The 20644-nt window shown below is 53.8% G+C and carries 15 protein-coding genes; 10 read left to right on the forward strand and 5 right to left on the reverse strand.

Annotated features, from left to right (window positions below; translation table 11 throughout):
* Positions 1 to 272 precede the first annotated feature (272 nt).
* Positions 273 to 2810: a glycogen debranching protein GlgX gene (gene glgX, locus A6X21_RS21625; RefSeq protein ID WP_068852669.1), complete on the forward strand. Its 2538-nt coding sequence runs from the start codon at positions 273 to 275 to the stop codon at positions 2808 to 2810.
* Between the two features lie 133 nt (positions 2811 to 2943).
* Here the strand turns inward: glgX and A6X21_RS21630 are convergent, their stop codons facing one another.
* The gene (locus A6X21_RS21630; protein WP_131818488.1) at positions 2944 to 4848 is read right to left on the reverse strand and encodes a hypothetical protein; all 1905 of its coding nucleotides are present in this window, start codon (positions 4846 to 4848) and stop codon (positions 2944 to 2946) included.
* 349 nt (positions 4849 to 5197) lie between these two features.
* Between A6X21_RS21630 and A6X21_RS21635 the strand changes: the two genes are divergently transcribed.
* From A6X21_RS21635 to A6X21_RS21675, 9 genes are all read left to right on the forward strand, one after another.
* On the forward strand, positions 5198 to 5968 hold the full coding sequence (locus A6X21_RS21635) for a flagellar hook-basal body protein (protein WP_013110956.1): 771 nt from the start codon (positions 5198 to 5200) through the stop codon (positions 5966 to 5968).
* Between the two features lie 82 nt (positions 5969 to 6050).
* The gene (gene flgG, locus A6X21_RS21640) at positions 6051 to 6851 is read left to right on the forward strand and encodes a flagellar basal-body rod protein FlgG (protein ID WP_013110957.1); all 801 of its coding nucleotides are present in this window, start codon (positions 6051 to 6053) and stop codon (positions 6849 to 6851) included.
* A 108-nt stretch (positions 6852 to 6959) separates the two neighbouring features.
* Entirely contained in the window at positions 6960 to 8231 is a 1272-nt protein-coding gene (gene flgA, locus A6X21_RS21645) for a flagellar basal body P-ring formation chaperone FlgA (protein ID WP_068852674.1), read from the forward strand.
* On the forward strand, positions 8228 to 8926 hold the full coding sequence (locus A6X21_RS21650) for a flagellar basal body L-ring protein FlgH (RefSeq protein WP_068852677.1): 699 nt from the start codon (positions 8228 to 8230) through the stop codon (positions 8924 to 8926). The genes flgA and A6X21_RS21650 overlap by 4 nt, the downstream gene beginning before the upstream one ends.
* Positions 8927 to 9030: 104 nt before the next feature.
* Positions 9031 to 10104, forward strand: a complete 1074-nt coding sequence (locus A6X21_RS21655; protein ID WP_068852680.1) for a flagellar basal body P-ring protein FlgI — start codon at positions 9031 to 9033, stop codon at positions 10102 to 10104.
* Positions 10105 to 10151: 47 nt separating this feature from the next.
* On the forward strand, positions 10152 to 10712 hold the full coding sequence (locus tag A6X21_RS21660) for a rod-binding protein (protein ID WP_068852683.1): 561 nt from the start codon (positions 10152 to 10154) through the stop codon (positions 10710 to 10712).
* A gap of 61 nt (positions 10713 to 10773) precedes the next feature.
* Positions 10774 to 11265, forward strand: a complete 492-nt coding sequence (locus A6X21_RS21665; RefSeq protein ID WP_068852686.1) for a hypothetical protein — start codon at positions 10774 to 10776, stop codon at positions 11263 to 11265.
* A 9-nt stretch (positions 11266 to 11274) separates the two neighbouring features.
* Entirely contained in the window at positions 11275 to 12975 is a 1701-nt protein-coding gene (gene flgK / locus A6X21_RS21670) for a flagellar hook-associated protein FlgK (RefSeq protein ID WP_068852689.1), read from the forward strand.
* Between the two features lie 491 nt (positions 12976 to 13466).
* Positions 13467 to 15383 carry a flagellin gene (locus A6X21_RS21675; RefSeq protein ID WP_068852692.1) on the forward strand — a complete coding sequence of 639 codons (1917 nt, stop codon included), beginning with the start codon at positions 13467 to 13469 and terminating at the stop codon, positions 15381 to 15383.
* A 199-nt stretch (positions 15384 to 15582) separates the two neighbouring features.
* Here the strand turns inward: A6X21_RS21675 and A6X21_RS21680 are convergent, their stop codons facing one another.
* From A6X21_RS21680 to A6X21_RS21695, 4 genes are all read right to left on the reverse strand, one after another.
* Positions 15583 to 16830 (reverse strand): NAD(P)/FAD-dependent oxidoreductase, encoded by a 1248-nt coding sequence (locus A6X21_RS21680; protein WP_083233827.1) that lies wholly within the window; start codon positions 16828 to 16830, stop codon positions 15583 to 15585.
* 270 nt (positions 16831 to 17100) lie between these two features.
* Positions 17101 to 18180: a proline racemase family protein gene (locus A6X21_RS21685; RefSeq protein WP_068852695.1), complete on the reverse strand. Its 1080-nt coding sequence runs from the start codon at positions 18178 to 18180 to the stop codon at positions 17101 to 17103.
* Positions 18181 to 18193: 13 nt separating this feature from the next.
* Positions 18194 to 19108: a dihydrodipicolinate synthase family protein gene (locus tag A6X21_RS21690; protein WP_068852770.1), complete on the reverse strand. Its 915-nt coding sequence runs from the start codon at positions 19106 to 19108 to the stop codon at positions 18194 to 18196.
* Between the two features lie 145 nt (positions 19109 to 19253).
* Positions 19254 to 20432 (reverse strand): enolase C-terminal domain-like protein, encoded by a 1179-nt coding sequence (locus tag A6X21_RS21695; RefSeq protein ID WP_068852698.1) that lies wholly within the window; start codon positions 20430 to 20432, stop codon positions 19254 to 19256.
* Between the last annotated feature and the right edge of the window lie 212 nt (positions 20433 to 20644).

Here is a 20644-nt window from a genome sequence, read left to right on the forward strand (position 1 = left end):
GAATCGCTCGCTCAATAAGTTCGGACTCGCCCTCATCCCGGCCTTCTCCCGTCGGAACAGGAGAAGGAGTAAAAAGACCTCGCCCGGTACGCCGGAAAACAGTCGGCGACAGGCCGGGCTGGGGATTTAACAATACCTATGTCTACACGACTCCTCACCTGTCTCCGACAAGATCCCCCGCACGCCAGAAGATGACTGATGATCGTCTGGCATTCAATTCGCCAGCAACGACTCACAACCCACAACGGAACATCCCGGGAAAGGAACTCCCTATGCGTATCTGGCCAGGATCGCCAGCACCACTGGGCGCGACGTTTGACGGACGCGGAGTGAACTTCGCGATCTTCTCGGAATCTGCCAGCAAAGTGGAACTTTGCCTGTTTGATTCTGCCGAATCCCAGGTGGAAGCATGCCGGATCACACTCCCGGAGCAAACCGATTTTGTCTGGCACGGATATCTGCCGGATGTGAAACCCGGGCAGGTCTATGGCTACCGGGTGCATGGTGATTATGCACCACATGCCGGACATCGCTTCAATCCTCACAAGATTGTGCTGGACCCTTATGCCATGGCCATTGCCCGGGATGTGCAATGGTCGGAAGAAATGTTCCCGTATGTCATCGGGCAGGAACAGCAGGATCTGCTCATCGATCGACGAGACAACAGTGCATTTGCACCATTAGCCGCGGTGGTCGATCGAAGGTTTCGCTGGGGTCGCGATCGACATCCGAAAACGCCGTGGCATGAAACACTCATCTACGAATTGCACGTCAAAGGATTCTCCAGACTCAGTCCGTGGGTTCCCCGTGAGTTAAGGGGCACGTATGCAGGTCTGGCCAGTGAAGGTTCAATCCGGCATCTGAAGGAACTGGGAGTTACTGCTGTCGAACTGATGCCAGTGCATCACTTTATTGATGACCATTTTCTGGTGACTCAAGGAAAGCGAAACTACTGGGGTTACAACACTCTGGCCTTCTTTGCCCCGGCAATCCGGTATGCGGCAGACCCTACGCCCCAGGGAGCTATTCTTGAGTTCAAGAAGATGGTCAAGACCATGCACGCGCATGGCCTCGAAGTCATTCTCGATGTCGTTTACAACCATACGGCGGAAGGAAATCATCTCGGGCCCATGCTGTCGCTGCGCGGGATTGATAACCGCAGTTACTATCGGCAGGTGGCAGATAACCGCCGCTACTATCTCGATTACACCGGCTGCGGTAACACCTTGAACATGGTCTGTCCGCGCGTGCTGCAATTGATTATGGACAGCCTCCGTTACTGGGTGCAGGAGATGCATGTCGACGGCTTCCGGTTCGATCTGGCTGCCACACTGGCCAGAGAATTGCATGCGGTCGATAAGCTGGGAGCCTTCTTTGACATCATCCATCAGGACCCTGTCCTCTCGCAGGTGAAGCTGATTGCTGAACCCTGGGATCTGGGCGAAGGTGGTTATCAGGTGGGCAACTTCCCGGTACTGTGGACAGAATGGAACGGGAAGTATCGCGATTGCGTCAGGCGTTTCTGGAAAGGTGATGGCCACACCGTTTCAGAATTAGCTACGAGAATCTGTGGATCGAGTGATCTGTATGAACACAATGGCCGCCGACCTTATGCGAGCATTAACTTTGTCACAGCTCATGACGGGTTCACTCTGCAGGATCTGGTTTCGTACAACCACAAACATAACGAAGCCAATGGCCAGAACAACGAAGACGGAGACAGTCATAACAATAGCTGGAATTGTGGAGCCGAAGGGCCCACAAGCGATCCGGCGATCCTGGCTTTGCGAGAGCGGCAGAAGCGTAATCTGATGGCGACGCTGCTCTTCTCTCAAGGCGTGGCCATGATTCGCTCGGGGGATGAACTCAGCCAGTCTCAAGGGGGAAACAACAATGTCTACAACCAGGATAATGCTACCAGTTGGCTGAACTGGCGGATTGATCCCACGCAGCAGCGGTTTCTGGACTTTACCAAAAAGTGCATCAAGCTCTGGAAGAGCCAGCCTGTTCTCCAGCGGAGAAACTTTTTTCAGGGGCGGGAACTGCGCGGCCAGGGTGTGCAGGATATTGTCTGGCTGACACCTGATGGCCTGGAAATGACCGATGCTGACTGGAATGCCGGCCACGCCCGCTGCCTCGGAGTGATTCTTGATGGCAGTCAGATTACTGAAATGAACGAACGGGGTGAGCGGATTGAAGGTGATACGCTGTTCTTACTCATCAATGCTCACCACGAAGAGATTTCCTTTCGGTTACCTGAATATGGATTTGGCGACATGAATGAAATCTCCTCTGAGCAATGGAGATCAGCACCAGACAAGAAACCGGCTGCAGTGAATTCGTCCATCCTGATTGATGAGGAAAATCCAGCGACGGAAGATGCGACACCTGCCGGCAGTGGGATCGTCAAGACCGAGTCTCGGCCGACCGCCGCCGAACAGATCACAAGACCACCCGCCATGGTCAATAAGGTTCCCGCTCCTGAAGCATCGATGCCAGTCATTAAAAACCAGATCGAGGTCGCTAATAAACAGCATGCGACACCAGCCGCTACCAAAGAGGAGAGCTTATCTGCTGCATTGGCGGTGACGCCCCCTCCCCGACGAATGTTCTGGAAGCCTCTGGTCGATACGACGTTTGACGACCAGATCCTTCCCAAGAAGGTGTGGCCGGGGCAATCGTATCCCTTGCAGGGTCGCAGCCTGGTGTTGTTCAAGAGACAGGTGGTGAAGCCCGGCCTGGTGAGTCGCTTGTTCCCCGTGTTGGCACCCGTTACCGGTGAAACAGAGAAGTCAGCGGCCGATATCTGATACGGATTCCAGGATATCATTATGCCGAGTGTGCCATGCTTGCGACTCGGTGCGAACAGCTTGATCGACTCTCTACGCGTATATGATCTCTGGGATAGGTATGAGATTCAAACGAAACGATATGCCGCGGCATTTATTCCACTAGCAGGAGTGGAGTAACATCGCCGGTTTTGGTATCGAGGCTGCCGATCAGTGTTTCTTTGCCCGTATGATGCCCCAAAACCGCACGCGGATACTCAGTAGGTTTCAAGCTGCGATAAATGACCAGTTGAAAATTCCCCAGTTGCAGTCGATAGCCGACTCCTTCATCGTCGCGGACAATTCGCGAATCTTCCGTAACAGTGAGCTTACGCCAGATGGCTGGCCGCTTGAGAAGTTTCGCATCCCAGACAACCACTGAAACTCCATAGACAGCTTTGCCGTGGGCCGTGTATTGGAACACGAGGTTTCCGTCATGTGGCTCGACGGTATGCGGAGTGGAATAGATTTTTTGCTGTGGCAATGCCAGTGGAAAAACTCTTCCTACCAGCTTGCCCTGCTTTTTGAGCTGCCACTCGCGAGTGAGTCGATCACTTTCAACAGTCAGCTCCGGGCTGATGGGAAGTGATGTCTTGAGTTCATACTCACCCGTCGATTTGCCACGCAGAATCTCTCCGAACAGGGCGAAACCGTGTGAACGTGACAGGTAATTCTGCCGTTCGAGAAAGAGTCGCTCCGGGCCGATCATCTGGAGTTCTGCATAATCGCCATCTTCGTCGGCATTCCAGCAGACACACGACCAGCCATCGGCGAGTTCAAGCTGGCCTGCCGGTGTCGAAGCTTCGATACCGCAGGAACCTCGAATCAGCGTTGTGGTGCCCGTTGAAAGATCCACTTCGGGCCACGGCTTATGATAGGCAATGGTGCAGGCCGCCTGGGTCGCTTCCCAGCCCGCCCTGAGTACCGCTGTATGGGCCCAATCGGACTGGCTGGAAGCGAACTCACTACTGGAGCTGCGGGTCTCAGCCGCTAAACGCCCTTTGCTGGCTGTCGTATGCTGTTTCGCCAGCCCCTGTGCAGCACTCCTGGGTGGAAACGCCAGAAACTGGCTGGCGACCTGATAAACATGTCGAATGGCAGAAAATTTGTGGATCGAATGGGCCATCTGGCCATCTTGACGGATCAACCGGGCTGATTCTTCAAGTACCGCCGCCAGCAATTCGAGATGAGCACTGGATGTGAGACTACGGACGCGACCAGACCATTTACCAGGACGACTGGCTTTCGCGTTGACATACGCAGCAGCCCGAACATGCACGGCCAACCACGAAGAAAGGACTGGCAACAACTCGGCATGAGGTGTGCCATCCGTGTCGGTATGACTCTTGAGATCGCTGGCAAGATCCTTGGCGGCTGATTCCATGTCAGCCGTCTCTTCCATGGTCTCGCCATAGACCAGACAGCGCAGGAGGTGAGCTTCGAACTGAGCTGCCACGACATCCGGCCGTGGATCGATCATTGGAGCAGAAGATTCAAAACTGCGCGCGAAGAGGATGGAAAAGTCCTCAGGAGCAATTTCATTTGAGAACTTAAAGAGTGTTTCCAGAGCGACCAGCGATTCCGGAAGAGTGAAGGCGCGAGTCGCGGCAATGCTCGCAAGGAGTGCGGCTGGTTGATTGACCTTCCCGATGCGAGTGATGGATCGCGGTGAAGATTTGGCTTTAGGTGAAGCAACCACCACGCGACTCAGTTCGTCATGCGAAGTGGAACCTCCCAGTGTATCCCATGTCCAACCTGTGAGTGGCTCGTTCCATACCGGCTTACCGGAGCCGGAAGGACGAGCAGACACTTTCTGGCGCTGTTTCTCGAACCATGCTGGGAGAGCTGACGAGCGAACTGCCTCTGAGATTTCGGCCCCGTACGCGCCCTGCCAGGGAAGAGCCATCACCAGATTTTCAAGAACCGTCGCATGCGGCAATGAACCTGTTACCAGTGGTTTCTGGCGAGCCACCGAGGGGGCCGCCTTAATCGCTCGTGAGGGTCGCGAAGGTAGATTCATGAGACTCTGACATTCCACAGGTGGATACACACAAAACCAGGCAAGTCCAGCAAGCACACTGGCAAGCTGGCAAACTTTTGACGTCTGCAACGGCGGAATCAACCGGAAAATTCTCACCAGTTACGCCAGTTGAGTTTGCAAGAGCTCTGTTTTCAAGTGGTCAAGGCTCTTTTCTTGACCACTCGTGGTTTGAGTGCCATTTTCAAATCCAGCAGGCTCGCGAAAAGTGGCTGTTAATCTGTAGCGGTTATACTCAAGTTAACGCCTCGGAACCGTCGATGTTTGCAGATAAGTGCCTCTCCAAAGGTTGGAGAGCGGTCAAATTCCGGCGAAATCTGCAGGTCAGACCATGCTGTACGGCCTCTATCTCTCTGCTCAAGGTGCAGAATCGCAGGCTATGCGGCAAGGTGTGCTGGCGAACAATCTGGCCAACGTCGGCACCAATGCCTTCAAGCCAGATATCGCCGTATTTCGCTCTTACTTTCCTTACGACGTCGCACATCAGGAACCCCAAAGAGCCCCTGATACGATTGATCTGGAAACTGGTGGCGTCGCACTGGAAGGAACAATTACCGACTTTTCGCAAGGATCACTCAAGCCGACAGGAAAGTCGACAGATGCCGCCTTGCTGGGAGACGGCTTTTACCAGCTCAAAATGGGGAACGAAACACTTTTAACCCGAGACGGTTCGTTTGAACTCGATGCCGATGGACAACTGGTCCATGCAGGAACAGGTGCTCCAGTGCTTGATCCCGATGGCAGTGAGATTGTCATTCCACCGGAAATGATTGACCTGCAGATTGGCGATGATGGTCAGATTTCGGGAGTCGGGCCAAACGGCATCGTTTTGCCAATCAGTCAGTTGGCAGTGGTGGTTCCGACTCGATTAACCGAACTGCAGAAGCGTGGTGATGGGATGTACTCGACAAAGCTTCCTGTTGCCGAAGCACCACCGGAGACCAGAGTTCGGCAAGGATTCGTCGAAGCCTCCAATGCCGATCCGATGCAGGGGACACTCGAGCTGATCGAGGTCTCGCGTGGGTTTGAATCAAACGTGAACATGATGCGTATGCAGGATGAGATGCTGGGGCGGTTACTACAAGCCATTCCCCGAAGATAGTGCGATCACAACGCTCGCCAACACAAACGACAATTGTCCGTAGACAGATCATCTGAGTGATTTTTACTGAAGGAGGTTCCTCATGCTATACCGCGCGATGTATACGGCGGCTTCGGGCATGCAGGCCTACATGTTCAACCTCGATACGATTGCCAATAACCTGGCGAACGCGGGGACGAACGGCTTCAAACGCTCGCGTACCGATTTTGAAGATCTGTACTACCAATACTATAAGCTACCTGGCACACAGGATACTCTGGGCAATTATACACCCATTGGTACAGCCGCCGGCCTGGGCGTGCGTGTGGCGGGGACTCAGATCGACTTCTCTCAGGGAGCACTGCTGGAGACGGGGCGACAACTGGATATGGCCATCACGGGTGATGGCTTCTTTATGGTGCGCGGCAACAACCAGCTTTTTTATACAAGGCGCGGTGAATTCACGGTGAACTCGAACGGTGATGTTGTCCTCGCCTCGGCCGACATTGGGCGGTTGATTGACCCACCCATTAACATCCCGCCTGATACGGTTGATATTGGCATCTCGGCCGAAGGGATCGTCTCAGTCATTCAGGCTGGTTCGACAGTTCAGAATCAAGTTGGGCAAATTCAACTCGCCAGATTTATCAATCCCGAAGGTTTGTATCAGGCAGGCGAGAGTTTGTATGCGGTCACTGATGCCTCCGGGCAACCTTTGATCAGCAACCCTGGTGATCAGGGACTGGGTTTGATTCGACAGGGATTTCTGGAAATCTCGAATGTGGAACCTGCCAACGAACTGGTGGATCTGATTAAAACCCAACGTAATGTGGAATTAAACAGCCAGGTGATTCAGGCTTCGGATCAGTTACTGCAACTCATTACGAACTTGAGACGATACTAACTTATGAAGTGAATTGGCAGGCAGGAGCCTGCCCTACTTGTATTCAGCAGGGTGCCTGAAGTTCTGATGGAATGCACCTGACTTTAATGATCAAACCGGAGACCATGGATGGTTCTCGACATTCCGGCGAAAATTCGGCTGCACTTTCTACTCCCGGCGAAATTCATCGCCTGTGGGATGTTGTATGCATGTCTCGCTGGAAGCTGGCAGAATTCGTGCATTGCCGCACCACCTGTCACAAAGGTTGAGACACCATCCACTCTCAACTCGTTGGGACAGAGTACCGCTGCGCAAGCTTCGGCAGTCATCAGCTTGAAAGAGCGAGTTTCAACAACACAAACACTTGTCACCTTGAATGAAGTGGCAGAGATCCTTTCGAGCGATAATGCATTTCGAGAGACCTTGGGAAACATCCCTTTAGGTCCCGGGCCGGGAGTGGGCCGACCAGTGATGTTTGACCATCTGCAGGTTCATCAGCGTCTCCTGGCCATGGGGATCAATCTGTCGCGGATCGCGTTTTCTGGCTCGGCACGGTCAGTGGTTTCTCGCAGTGCCGGCGAAGAACGTGCTCCGCAAGTGATTCAACAGGTATCGCATGTTGAACCGCAGCCAGTGATTCGCGTTGATCGTGGTAAGGTGGAAGCCCTGTTAGTCACGGCATTTCGCGAGCAGTTTCGCTGGGGTGACGAAGCGGCCATGCCCATCGTGACAATTTCTCCCCATGAAGCCACACCTCCGGCTGTACTCCAGGCAGTAACAGATGGTGCAGCCATTCGATATCTGGCAGAAAAAATTGACAATCTCCCCGAACAGGCCATTCAGGCCCAGATCATACCGACTCAAGGCGGAGAGCCACACAACGTCACTTTGAAGCTGAAATTGACACCACAAGTTCGCATGGTGGCTTTTCGACGAGCTATGCAGAAGGGCGAAATTGTGCAGCAAGGTGATCTGATGTGGAAGCTCGACACTGCACAAGCCGAATGCTGCACTGAACCCGGGCAAGTGATTGGTATGGAGTGCCGGCGAGCGACCAAAGCCGGTGAGTTAGTGAATCTGAAAGACATGGCTTCGGCTCCACTGATTCGAAATGGCGATATCGTAACAGCTTCTTTACGAGTCAAAGGGATCGTGATTCGCGGGCAATACAAAAGCCTTTCAACGGCTGCACGGGGAGAGACAGTAACGCTCGTTTCCCTCGATGATGTGCGTGAACGCGTGACCGCTGTGGTGACAGGCTGGCACGAAGCAGCCATTACTTCGACAGGTGGCGAAGGGGCAAATCCTTCGCAAATGCGGGGTGTTCAATTGTTGAAGTCATCTTCTCAGGAAGATCCACCTGCGAGATCGACGCCGAGCCGACAAGGGGGAAGACCATGAGTTGGCCACATCAGGCTCTGAAACATTTTCTCGCGTACCGACTGATCACAGTTCGGGTCATTACAACATTAGGATTGACGGCGGGACTTCAGCAACTGGCTTTATGTCAGGGGCCACCCATCATTACACCTCTTTCCGATACCCGCATCGAAGACTACTCGCTCATTTATGTGGAGCCACCTCCATTACCGCCGGAAATCAAGGTGCATGACATTATCACTATCCAGGTCGATGAGAAGGCGGAAGTGATTGTCAACAGCCGATTCAATCGCCAGCGGAATGGAGCTTATGCAGCCGAGCTAAGTGACTTTGTGAGGTTTGGGGATAACTTTAATCTGCTCCCTGCTGCGCAGAACTCACCGGCCATTGAAGGCACCCTCAACAACCGATTGCAAACGATTGGGCAACTGACGGATCAGGAAGGGATCAGCTATAACATCGCGGCGACAGTGGTAGACGTGCTGCCGAATGGAACGGTGGTGCTGGAAGCCCGAAAATCCATCCGGACGAACCAGGATTTCTTCGAGTATCGACTGGCAGGGCGAATTGATCGACTGGCGATTTTGCCCAATCGAACCGCTCGATCTGAGGATATTGCCGAACTGAAAATCGAACGCACTCAGAAGGGTAAGGTCTACAACAGTACCAAGACCAACTGGGGGACAAACATACTGGATATCATTTCGCCATTTTGATGGTGGTAAGTTGATGGTCGTGAGTTGTTCGTTAGTAACAGCCGCCATCAGCTTCTTCCCAACCCGCAACCATCAACCTACAACTTACTACTCCCGGCACTCCCATGTCACGCCTCGCTACTACTATTGCAATACTCCTCCTCACCTGTGCCATCTGGCCCAGTCAGGCGGAAGCTCGTGTGCGGCTGGAGTATATCTGCTCTGTGCAGGGGCAGCAGGAAGTTCGTCTGACAGGCCTGGGAATGATTGTCGGACTTCCCGGGACTGGTGATGGTGCCAAGAATGCACCCACAGTCCGTGCTTTGCGGGCAGCCATGGCCAGGCTGAACCAACCCGTGCTGGATACGGAGATCCGTAATGCCGATAACGTGGCGATTGTCATGGTCGAAGCCACCATTCCTCGCACCGGTCTTAAGCGAGGTCAAAAGATCGATTGCTTTGTCAATGCGGTGATGGGGGCCAAAAGCCTGCGTGGAGGGAGGCTTCTCAGCACACCCTTGACGACAGCCGATGCCCGCAATCAACTCGTGATTGGTGTCGCTGGGGGAGCGATTGTGGTCGATGACCCCGCACGCCCAACGAGTGCCCGTATCACGCAAGGGGTTGATCTGGTGCAGGATGTGACAGCCCTGTTTTTAAGTAAACAACAGGATCTGGTCACGTTACTCATCGATCCGGCCCATGCCAGCTTCTGGACAGCCAGCGAAGTTGCCCGCGTGATTAACAGTGAATTCACCTTTGAATCCGCCGCGAAAACGATTGCCAAGCCGACTGGTCCCGGGTCGGTCGAGATCCAGATTCCGCAGCAGTACCGACAGAACCCGGTGGAATTCATTGCACAGGTACTGGAGTCAGGGATTGATACACCCAATACTCAGGCGCGGGTGATTCTTAATCCGCGGACAGGCACGGTCGTCGTCACCGGAGAAGTCGAGATCAGCCCGGTGATCATCTCGCATAAAAGTTTTGTGGTCGAGATCGGGGCTGATGATCCTTTGCTCACAGGGCCCGGGCCTTTTATTGGACTGATTGAGAATTCCGGCCGGCAATCTCCCCAGCAACTGAAAGACCTGGTCGACGCTCTCAACAAGTTAAGAGTCCCCACGGCTGATGTGATCGACATCATTCGTGAATTGCACGCGACAGGCAAACTCCATGCAGAACTGATCGAGAAATAGTGGCCGTGGGATGACACTTCGGCCCTGCTGATAAAGCTTGAGTAATCATGGTTAATATCGAATCCAATGCCGCATTGAAGCCTCTGGAACTGTCGCCAACAGCGAACATGAAGCCTTTGCATGGCGCGAGTGGCAAGAAAGACGTTTCATCGGCTGAACTCAAGGAACAGTTCGGGCAGACAGTTGGAACGATTTTCTACACTCAAATGATGAAGGCCCTCCGTTCGACAGCGGGAGAAACCAAATACCTGAACGGCGGTCAGGCTGAAAAAATGTTTCAGTCGCAGTTTGATCAGGTCGTCGTGGAGGCTATGGCAAAACGGGGTGACAACCACTTTGCCGATGCGATGCAGACAGCCTTCGAAGCGGGTGTTCAAGGTGGAATTGCCAGATCGCCTTCGTTAGATCCGTTAAAGGCCGGAAAGCTTTCCAAAGAGGTCAGTTCTGAGAGCGTGGAGGTTCTCAACAACGCCACAAAGTCTACGGAATCTGAACGACAGAATCTCTCGGAACAACTGGCAGATCTGTCACGGCAGACACAAACCCTTCGCGAAGCGCGATCAAGAGCCACCGGAGCGACAGAGTTCTTCCCGATGATCCGAAAGTAACGATGGAACCTTCTGCGCCGCTGGATCTGCGCAGCCATCGACTTTGGATTGGGAATTTGCCATGCAGGCCACGGACGGTCTTCAGCGGCTCTGTCGCTTGATCGATGCGTTTGAATCGCTGCAGCTCAAACTCTATGAGCTGATGAGCCAGAGATGGAACGCACTGGTGCTTTCTCGCCCGGGGGATGCTGCACTGCTGGTTCCCCGCGAGCAGGAGTTGCTAACGCAACTTCAGCGGAAAACGCTGGAGCGGGAAGAATTCCTCAGGTCGATTCCGCACCCATCAATCGATTCTCTGTCGCTGCTCGACGTGGCCCGCGCCTGGGGTCAAGAATCTCTCGTGGAACGCGCTGCGAAGCTTCGCCTACAGGCGGGAGAGATCCAGAAACTTTCGTGGACGATGTGGATTCTCACACAACGGGGGATCAGGCATCTGGATCTGATTGTCGATGCCGTAGCCCGCGGTGGAGCTCTGGCTCCCACTTATGATGGCCCACCCGGTACCGGGAATGTCATGCGGACTCAAAGTGCGCTCCTGGATGTCAGCCTGTAGGAGAGTCGCATGTCACTGAATGGTGCTTTGGCTGTTGCTTCACGTTCGCTCGAAATCTTTTCGGCCAGCGTACAGGTTGCCAGCAACAATATTGCGAACGCCAATACCAAAGGTTTTGTTCGCGATGCTGTTTCCCTTACACCCGCGGGGAGCTATCAGACAGGTTCACTGCTGGTGGGGAGCGGTGTGCTGGCGGTCGGAGTTCGTCAGCAACTCGACACCTATCTCGAAAGTCGTATTCATGCAGCGAATGGCGATGCAGCGGCATCGACCATCAAAAGTGCTACATGGCAAAGACTCGAAACGACTCTGGGGGAACTGGGCGATGAAGATCTCTCGACGGCTCTGAATGATTTTGTAGCCTCTTTGCAGACGTTGACCGGTGCTCCCGATTCGGCGGGACAACGGCAGATCACCCTGCAGGAAACCGAGGCACTGGTTAACCACATCACGTCATTGCGCGGCAAAGTGGATGACCTGCGCACCACACTGAACGATCAACTGACATCTCAGGTCGATGAAGCCAATCGATTGATAAATCAGATTGTCAATCTGAACCCCAAGATCAGTGCTCTCGAAGCGAACGGACTTAACCAGAGCGACGCGGGGGCCTTGCGTGTGGAGCGGCTGAATGCCATCAACCGGCTTTCAGAGTTGATCCCTGTGAAAGCGATCGAAAGGCCTTCGGGGCAAGTCGATCTCTACTCGGGGAGCGAGTACATCATTCTGGACGGTTACACGCAGAATCTGGAAGTGACTCCTGCGACAGATGGCACTTTTGGTGTGCTGAATGTGCAGACGACAATCACGAAAGCTTCAGTGACCAATGGTGGCGGCGAAATTCAGGGAACTATTGAATCTCGCGACAGTATTCTGGGAGGCTTCACAAAACAGCTCGACCAACTCGCCAGTGGCCTGATCTATGAAGCAAATCGCATTCACAGCCAGGGAGAAGGGTTAACGGGTTACTCGACAGTCACCGGAACTTATCAAGTGGCCGATGCCAATGCGGCATTGAACACCAATGCAGCAGGACTGAATTTCCCTGTCCAGCATGGCAGCTTTACGATCAAGGTGCGCAACCTCACCAGTGGCGAAACGACTGAAAGCACGATTTCGATCGATCTCGATGGATTAGGCACGGATACCACGCTCAATGATGTGGTGGCCAGCCTGAATGCCGTCGGTCAGGTGAGTGCCCAGGTGACGGCTGACGGCCAGTTGCAGATCAATGCGGCTGCAGGCTATGAGTTGCGATTTGGAGCCGATAGCAGCGGGGTTCTAGCCACACTCGGAATCAACACGCTCTTTACGGGGACCGATTCCGGGAACATTGCGGTCAATCAGGTCATTGCGAAGAACCAGAATCTCCTTGCCACGGGACGAGGCGGAGGTGCAGGTGATTCCAGCAATGTGGCGCTACTGGCCAAGGTTCTGACTGTGGCATCGAGTCAGTTGAACGGACTTTCGATTTCACAGTTTCAGGACAATCTCATTGCCGGTGTCGGCCAGTCTTCAGCGGCTGAGCAGGCTGTTGAAAAGGGGTTTACCGGCTTTCGAGATTCCCTGTTGACGCAGAGAGAACAGGTCTCGGGAGTCAGCCTTGATGAAGAGACACTGAACATTCTCAATCTGCAGCGAACATATCAGGCTTCGGCACGCATCATTTCAGTCGTGGATGAGCTCTTTAATACATTGCTGAATATCTAACGAGCCACTGGAGAAGACATGCTCGCTCAGAGCCTCTGCCTTTAACACACAACGTTTCACATAACCTTGGGGGACATGACGAGGGAGGCACCAAAAAACAAAACACAGCGGAAATGGATGGTTCTTGGCCGGGTGGCAGGGGTCGGATGTCTTCATCCGCCCCCTGGTCGTCAACATTCGCCAGCACGATTGCACGGGTAAAGTTCCTTCCCATCATTATTGCCATGAACTTTAACGCACCATGACCTGGGGGCAAACGAGGACGTTTGACCCCAGCCACGCATCCCATGAGTACTCCAGCGAAGATGTGTGTAATAGACAGCCCCCAGCTGCGAGGCATGGCACTAAATCCACAGGAGATAGGACCGCAGAGATGACTCGAATGATGGATCTACAATTCACTGGCAACCAATGACCTGATCGCAAAGACATCACTGAGTATTTTAAGCAGCATCTGAAACCAAGTTGGCAGAATGATCGGGAGGAACGGCATGGCTCTAGGAAACATCGGTATCGGTCGAATGCCGAACAGCCTGCTCTACAGCAATGCCAATCGCGATCTGCAAACAGGCACCAGTTTGATCTCGCGTTTGCAGCAGCAGATCAATACTCAGCAGAAGTACAATCTCCTTTCGGAGAATCCGACAGCCACGCGCCAGACTTCATCTCTGCAATCGTTGTTAGAGCGAGTTCAAGGGGTTCGCAGTCAGCATACTTACAATCAGGGATTTCTGAGTGCCGCCGACAATGCCCTGGGTGCTGTGAATGATGTCGTCGTGCGAGCGAAAGGCATTTTGCAGACAGGGATTGGCTCGACATCGACGCCGGAAGAAAAAATCGGCCTGGCCAATGAAGTCGCTACGTTGATTCAAAGTGCTCTGAACTCCGCCAATACGCAGTATCAGGATCGATTTCTTTTCAGCGGTACGGCCACTGGAACTTCTCCCTTTGAACGTGCTGGCGACACGGTGATTTATCGCGGGAATTCGGGAGAAGTCAAAGCCTTTGTGGATGTCAATCAACTGGTTTCGACATCCCTTTCCGGAATTGATGCCTTTGGTGGCATCTCCCAACCGAATGTCGCTTCACTCTCACCAGCCCTCGAACTGACGACCCCGCTCTCGGCACTGAAAAATGGGGCCGGCGTGAATCTGTCTTCGCTGACAGTGACTGTCGACAACGGAACTCCCATTGAGAAGACAATCGATTTAAGAACCGCTGTCACCATTGGCGATCTCAAAACCCGCATCGAAGCCGCCTTTGCGGGAGAAGCCGAGACGGTGACGGTCGATATCAATCCTCTCAGTCCTGGCGGGTTGCGAATTACACCTTCCAATGGCACGGTTGCCATCGCGAATAGCGGCAGTGGTACGACAGCCACACAATTACGATTGGCGACGGGCCCTGTCGCTGTGGCTCAAGGAGGAAGTCTTGAACCCGCAGTCACTCTCTCGACCAGCGTGGCGGCCCTCAATGGAGGCGCAGGGATTGGTGCGACCGCAGGAACTGGCCTGAGGATTGTGAATGGAGAGACCACAACGATTGTTGATCTCGATGGTGCCACGACCGTGCAGCAGGTTTTGCAGCGAATTCGAGCGGCTGATCCGAATGTTTCTGCAGAAATCGATCCTTCGGGTCGCGGCCTGATTGTCGGAACTCGACTGAGTGGTGCCAATTTCTCGATCGGAGAGAATGGCGGCACGAATGCGACAGGCCTGGGGCTGAGAACATTCACTGGCGAGACATCGCTTTCGCAACTCAATCTGGGAAAAGGAGTCGTCTTTACACCTGGCTCGCCAATCAGCATCACCCGCCGGGATGGAACCACGACGAACATTGATCTCTCGTCAGCCACTACCATTCAGGATGTGCTCAATCTCTTCAATGCGGCTGACCCGGGTGTACTTACTGCGAGCCTGAATGCAGTTGGTAATGGCATTTCTTTGACGGATTCCTCGGGAGCCGGACCACTGACCATTGCTGCCACCGAGAGTGCCATCGCTTTAGGGATTGATGGAACCGAAAACACGGGAGCCACAGGTGTGCTGGCTGGAGATGACGTGAATCCGCAGCGAACAGGTGGTGTGTTCGATTTGCTGATCTCTCTCGAAAAGGCACTCCGCTCAAATGACAATGTCGAACTGGCCAGACTCTCGCCTTTACTTGAGAAAGCCTCGGGCCAGATCACGATCGCTCGGACAGAAATTGGTACGAGGCAGCAATTGATCGATGAAGTGGGTAATCGACTCGATGACCAGAACCTGCTGACCAAAGAGACGTTATCAAACATCTTTGACACTGATCTGACTGAAGCTGCGACGCAACTTCTGCAACTCCGGCAAGTCTACGAAGCTTCCATGCAACTCACGGCTCAAACCCTGCAGTTAAGCATTCTCAACTATCTTTAAGGATAGCTCGAGCTCTTGTGGCTACTGAATATCGCCCAAAAAGAGCCTCACCGTTCCCTTCCCCAAGAGGATTTGCGCGAAGATTCAACAGAAGCAACCGCATGGCGCAGCTTCTTGTCGTCGTGCAAAGCACTGACGACCCGGCCACAAGCTGGCCGGGCCACCCTTGCGTTGAGCCCACATGTCATTGAAGCGGGTGTTAAAAACGTGTGACAGCGTAGGGCTTAGGGTCGATGTGGGGCTTCTCACCAGTAATCATCTCGGCAATCAACTTCCCTGTGCTGGAAGCGAGGGAAATTCCGAGCATGCTGTGTCCAGTCGCAAGCCAGCCACCTCGGACCTTGGGGGTGGGCCCGATGATAGGCACACTGTCGTAAGTCATAGGTCGCCAGCCCCACCAGGGCTCTTCTTCCTGCTGGCCGACTGGATCTTTGAGATACAGCTTGGCTCCCTCTGTCAGGAGTTTGAGACGGCGGGGATTGATGGTGGTGTCGTAACCGGCAAATTCCATGGTCGAGCCGATCCGATATCCCGTTTGAAATGGTGTGATCGCGACACGGTGATCATGGAAAATCATCGGGACGCGCGGGCAGACGGCGGGCCTTTGCATGGTGATCGACAAGCCCTTCCCCGGCTGAACGGGGATCGAGCATTTGAGCGCCTTCTGGAACATGGGCGAGAGAGCACCAGCGGCCAGGACGACATGTTTTGCCTCGATTTCCCCCTGGCTGGTTTTGACCGAACGAACCTGCCCACTTTCCGTCACAATCTCTTCGACTTTCGTCCCTTCAAGAAGTGAAACGCCCTGAGCCATCAGATTCGCGCGCATCTGGCTCATGAGCCGCTCTGGATGCAGATGAGCATCGCATTCATAGAGGAAGGCCCCGGTGTTCCCCGGTTTGAGAGCGGGTTCAAATTCCATCAAAGCGTCATCGCCAATAATGCGACGAGAGGGCCGATCGAATTTTTCGGCCAGCATATCATCCGTCTTGCAGAACGCCTCGAACTCTGATGCTTTTCGATAGACGAAGAGAATTCCGTCGTGCTGCCATTCGCACTCGATGCCATCTTCGGCAAGGACCGTTTTGTATTCGTCGAACGAGGATCGCAGGATGGTGTTAAGTGCCACACCGGCGGCCATCATGTCTTTCTCATTGCAGCGGCGCGCAAAGTTCGTCAGCCAGCCCAGCAGAGCCAGATCAAACCTGGGACGGATGTGGAATGGCGAATCGGGAGTGGTCATTGACTTAAGTGTCTTCAGCAGAACACCGGGCTCGGCCAAAGGAAGAACATGGCTGGGACTGACATACCCGCAGTTCCCTTTGGAGCAGAAGCCCCCAATGGTCCCTTGCTCGACAACTGTTACAGAAAGATTCTTTTTGGCGAGATAACGTGCGCACATGGCCCCGACAACGCCACCACCAACGACCACAACATCAACTGCCACGAAGTATCCCCTGATCTCGAAGTTGTTCTTGCGCTAACGAATTTCTGGTGTTTTTGAAATCACCCATATCGCCAGATCCATCAAGGCCGGGGCGCAAGGCCAGAGTGAGGGCGGTAGCGATTTCTGTTGAACAAACACATCCTGCAAGATGATAGCAAGTCTGCCCACCTCAGGAGCATGACACGAGACTCGAATGAAAAAATCGAACTGACTTGCTGTACGTCAGTTACCAATTCTTGAAACGCACCACTCCAACCAAATTTGTGACAGTTATTGGGGCGGCAATATCCCCCAGCGGAATGGATCCGCCTCATCGATCTGGAGTGTGGACACTCCTGTTACATAAGCCTCGCCAGTCAACTGGGGCAGCACTTCCAAGCCCCTCTCGCCTTCTCGAATCGCAAGAGCTTTGGCCTGAAAACAGCTTCCCACAATGCTCTTCTGTCGCCAGAGGCCCCCTTCAGAGATTTTTCCATCTGCCACAAGACAAGCCAGTTTGGCACTGGTTCCTGTACCGCAAGGGGAACGATCGTAGGCCCCCCCTGGGCAGAGCACAAAATTCTGGCTGTCGGCGACACTCGAGTCACATCCGGCAAATAACTCAACATGGTCGATTTCCGCGCCATCAGCGCCAGTAATCCCCTGCTCTCCCAGTGAGTTGCGAATCTGTGATGTGTAGGCCAGCAAGTCTGGCACATTCCCCAGATCGAGTGACTTCTGATGAACCTCTTCGCTGATCAGAAAGAACCAGTTGCCACTCCAGGCAACATCGCCCGTGATCACTCCGAGGCCAGGCACTTCCAGTGAGACCGCTTGGCGATATCGATAACTCCAGACGTTGGTCAAAGTGACCGAGGCGCCGCCACTCCATGTCGCTGCAATCGGCCCGACAGGCGTATCGATGGTCACCGGGCCGGGAGCAATCAGCCCCATCTGTCCCAGCGAGACGACGACACCAATCATCCCGTGGCCACACATGCCGAGATAGCCTGTGTTGTTGCAGAAGACAACCCCTGCCAGTGACGAGGCATGCTCTGGTGGTGTCAAAATCGCACCCACGAGCACATCGGAGCCGCGCGGTTCGAGCAGGCTGGCAGTTCTCAGCCAGTCGGCCTCAGTCTCCAGAAAATGCCGTCTCTCGGACATTGTTTTCGGAAGAACTAATGATGAACCATCGATCGCCTTTCGCAAACCGCTCAATACCGATGGCGATGGCGACTCTTGAGAAGTTGACGACCCCTCGTGGCGACTTGCCAAGGGCCACGGCTGACCGTCATAGATCAGCCGTGTAGGTTCACCACCCGTGTGGCTATCGACAACCTGGATCCACTGCCTGGAAATGTACGTCACTTTGGATGTTCACTCAATTCGCGGTGGAAGAAAGGAGAGCGTCCAACTGAGGGCGGTTGGCAATCGCATCGCGTATCAACTTCGTGATCCGTGTGCGTTCTTCTCCCACCAGTGGCAAGCGAGGTGGGCGAGTCAGTTCGCTGCCATATCCCACTTCAGCCATACAGAGCTTGATGTATTGCACGAGCTTGGTGTGAGTATCGAGGTGCAGCAGTGGCGTGTACCAGCGGTAGATATCGAGAGCTTCCTGCCAGCGACCAGCCGTCGCCAGTTCCCACAATGCACGGTTTTCAGCAGGGAAAGCGTTGACCAGGCCAGAAACCCAGCCTTCGGCTCCCAGCAGAATACTTTCGAGCGCCAGGTCGTCCACACCCGAGAGGAGCGTATAGCGATTTCCCAGAAGATTGCGGATATCAGTGATCCTGCGGACGTTATCTGAAGATTCCTTGACGGCGACAAATTTGGGTTCATCAGCCAGTTCCTGCAACATGGCAGGGGTGACATCAACCGTGTAGGCCACTGGATTATTGTAAATCATGATTGGAAGAGACGAGGCTTTGGCCACTTCACGGAAGTGAGTCATGGCTTCGCGGGCATCGGCCTTGTAGACCATGCAAGGTAGAACCATCAGCCCGTTAGCACCCAGCTTTTCAGCATCAGCGGCGTAGCGGCAAGCCAGTGCTGTGGTGTACTCGGCCACACCACTCAGAACCGGCACACGCCCAGCCACATGTTCGACGACGCTCTTGAGCACTTCCCGCTTTTCATGGGGCTCAAGGGCAGTGTTTTCACCCACACTTCCCAGCATGATCAAGCCATGCACACCTTCATCAATCAGCACATCAACATGCTTGAGGGTGGCTTCGATATCGAGGGAGAAATCTGCATGAAACTGAGTCGTCACTGCAGGATAGACGCCGTGCCACATAACGAAACCTTGCCTTGGAGATGTTTTGATGTTGGGTGCAAAAATCAACTTCAGTAGCGTAAGCATCCTGAAAAGGGTTGTCAAACTGGAATTTTCAAAATCTGTGGGGCCAACTCTCCGTAGTGCCAACTTATGAAAACTGGATTCAGAGAATCTGCTGCTCTTCAACGCAGACCCGGCGAATGGACGTTTCATCAACAGTGATTCCCAAACCAGGACCATGGAGCCTGGGTGCCCAGCCGCCGCGTCCGAAGGTGAGGTCCTCATTAATCAGAGGTTCCTTAACGAGAAATCGATCAAAGCTCCCTTCATGATGCCGAATTCCTCCCACCGCCGTGGCGAACTGCCTGCCTGCTGCGGAGAGAATTCCTGTCTCACCCACCTGGCAACCCAACTGATAGCCGAGTCCATGTTGGCTCGCAAAAGCCGCCAATTCGAGTGAGGGGAGAAAGCCACCGCATTTGGAAAGCCGCAGATTGAACAGATCACAGGTTCCATCATTGAAGGCACGCCGGGCATCTTCGAGGCTGCATACCGATTCATCGAGCATGATGGGGACTGGAATGCGTCTTCTCAGATGGCTTAATGCCTGCACATGCTCATGAGCCACAGGTTGCTCGCACGACGTGATCCCTAAATTGGACAATCGCTCCAGACGTTCTTCCAACTGTTCGGGAAGCCATGCTTCGTTGGCATCGATCCGTAAATCAAAAGAAGCGCCCAACAGTCGACGAACCCATCTGGCCTGCTGAACATCATCACGACCTGCGATGCCAACCTTCAGTTTGCCGGCTGCAAACTGGTAATACCGCAGTTTGGCACAACGAATCATCAATTTGGGAAGATTCATCGACGTAAAAACGGCACTGTACCGGATTCGTTCTGGCTGAATCTCAGGCATCGGCAAGCCGTCGATTTTCGCCAGTTTGGCGATTCTCCAGAGAGGCTCACCTGCTTGTCGGAAGGCGGCATCGAGTAAGGCCATTTCGACCGCACAGCGAATCGAATTACCGAAACAATAGCGGTCATCATCCGGGCGGCCAATCGTCAGCGAGCGGCACAGCGCCATAGCTTCGGCCAGATCTTTCCAGCCGCCACGCAATTGCCTCTCGATCTGGGCTTCGCGCAGAAGTGGCCATAGATCGTCCACCGTCTCGCCGGTCACATATTTTCGAGGCAGGCCTTCCCCCCAGCCAGTTTCGCCACTCTTCAACTGACAGCGGACAATCACAGACAACGTTTCCGTCCGTGAATGCGAAGCATGTGTGACCTTCCGCTTGAGGGGAATCCGCACAATCCAGGCATGCAGGCTGGCAATAGTCATGCGTGACAATTCATAAAATTCATTGATCCGGGTAAAGACAGAAAGAATTCAATCAAACCGTCAATTCAGTTGGAATGCTGAGTGCTGCTTAAAGTATCAGCGGGCATGCTTGCTCAGAACCGCAAGCATGGCACGCAACGCCGTCCACGATTTTACAAGTCTGATGACGTGACGTAAGTTTCGTGTTCTCAAGAAGATCGAGTCTCGGGTAG

Source organism: Planctopirus hydrillae, assembly GCF_001707835.1.
Taxonomy (GTDB): domain Bacteria; phylum Planctomycetota; class Planctomycetia; order Planctomycetales; family Planctomycetaceae; genus Planctopirus; species Planctopirus hydrillae.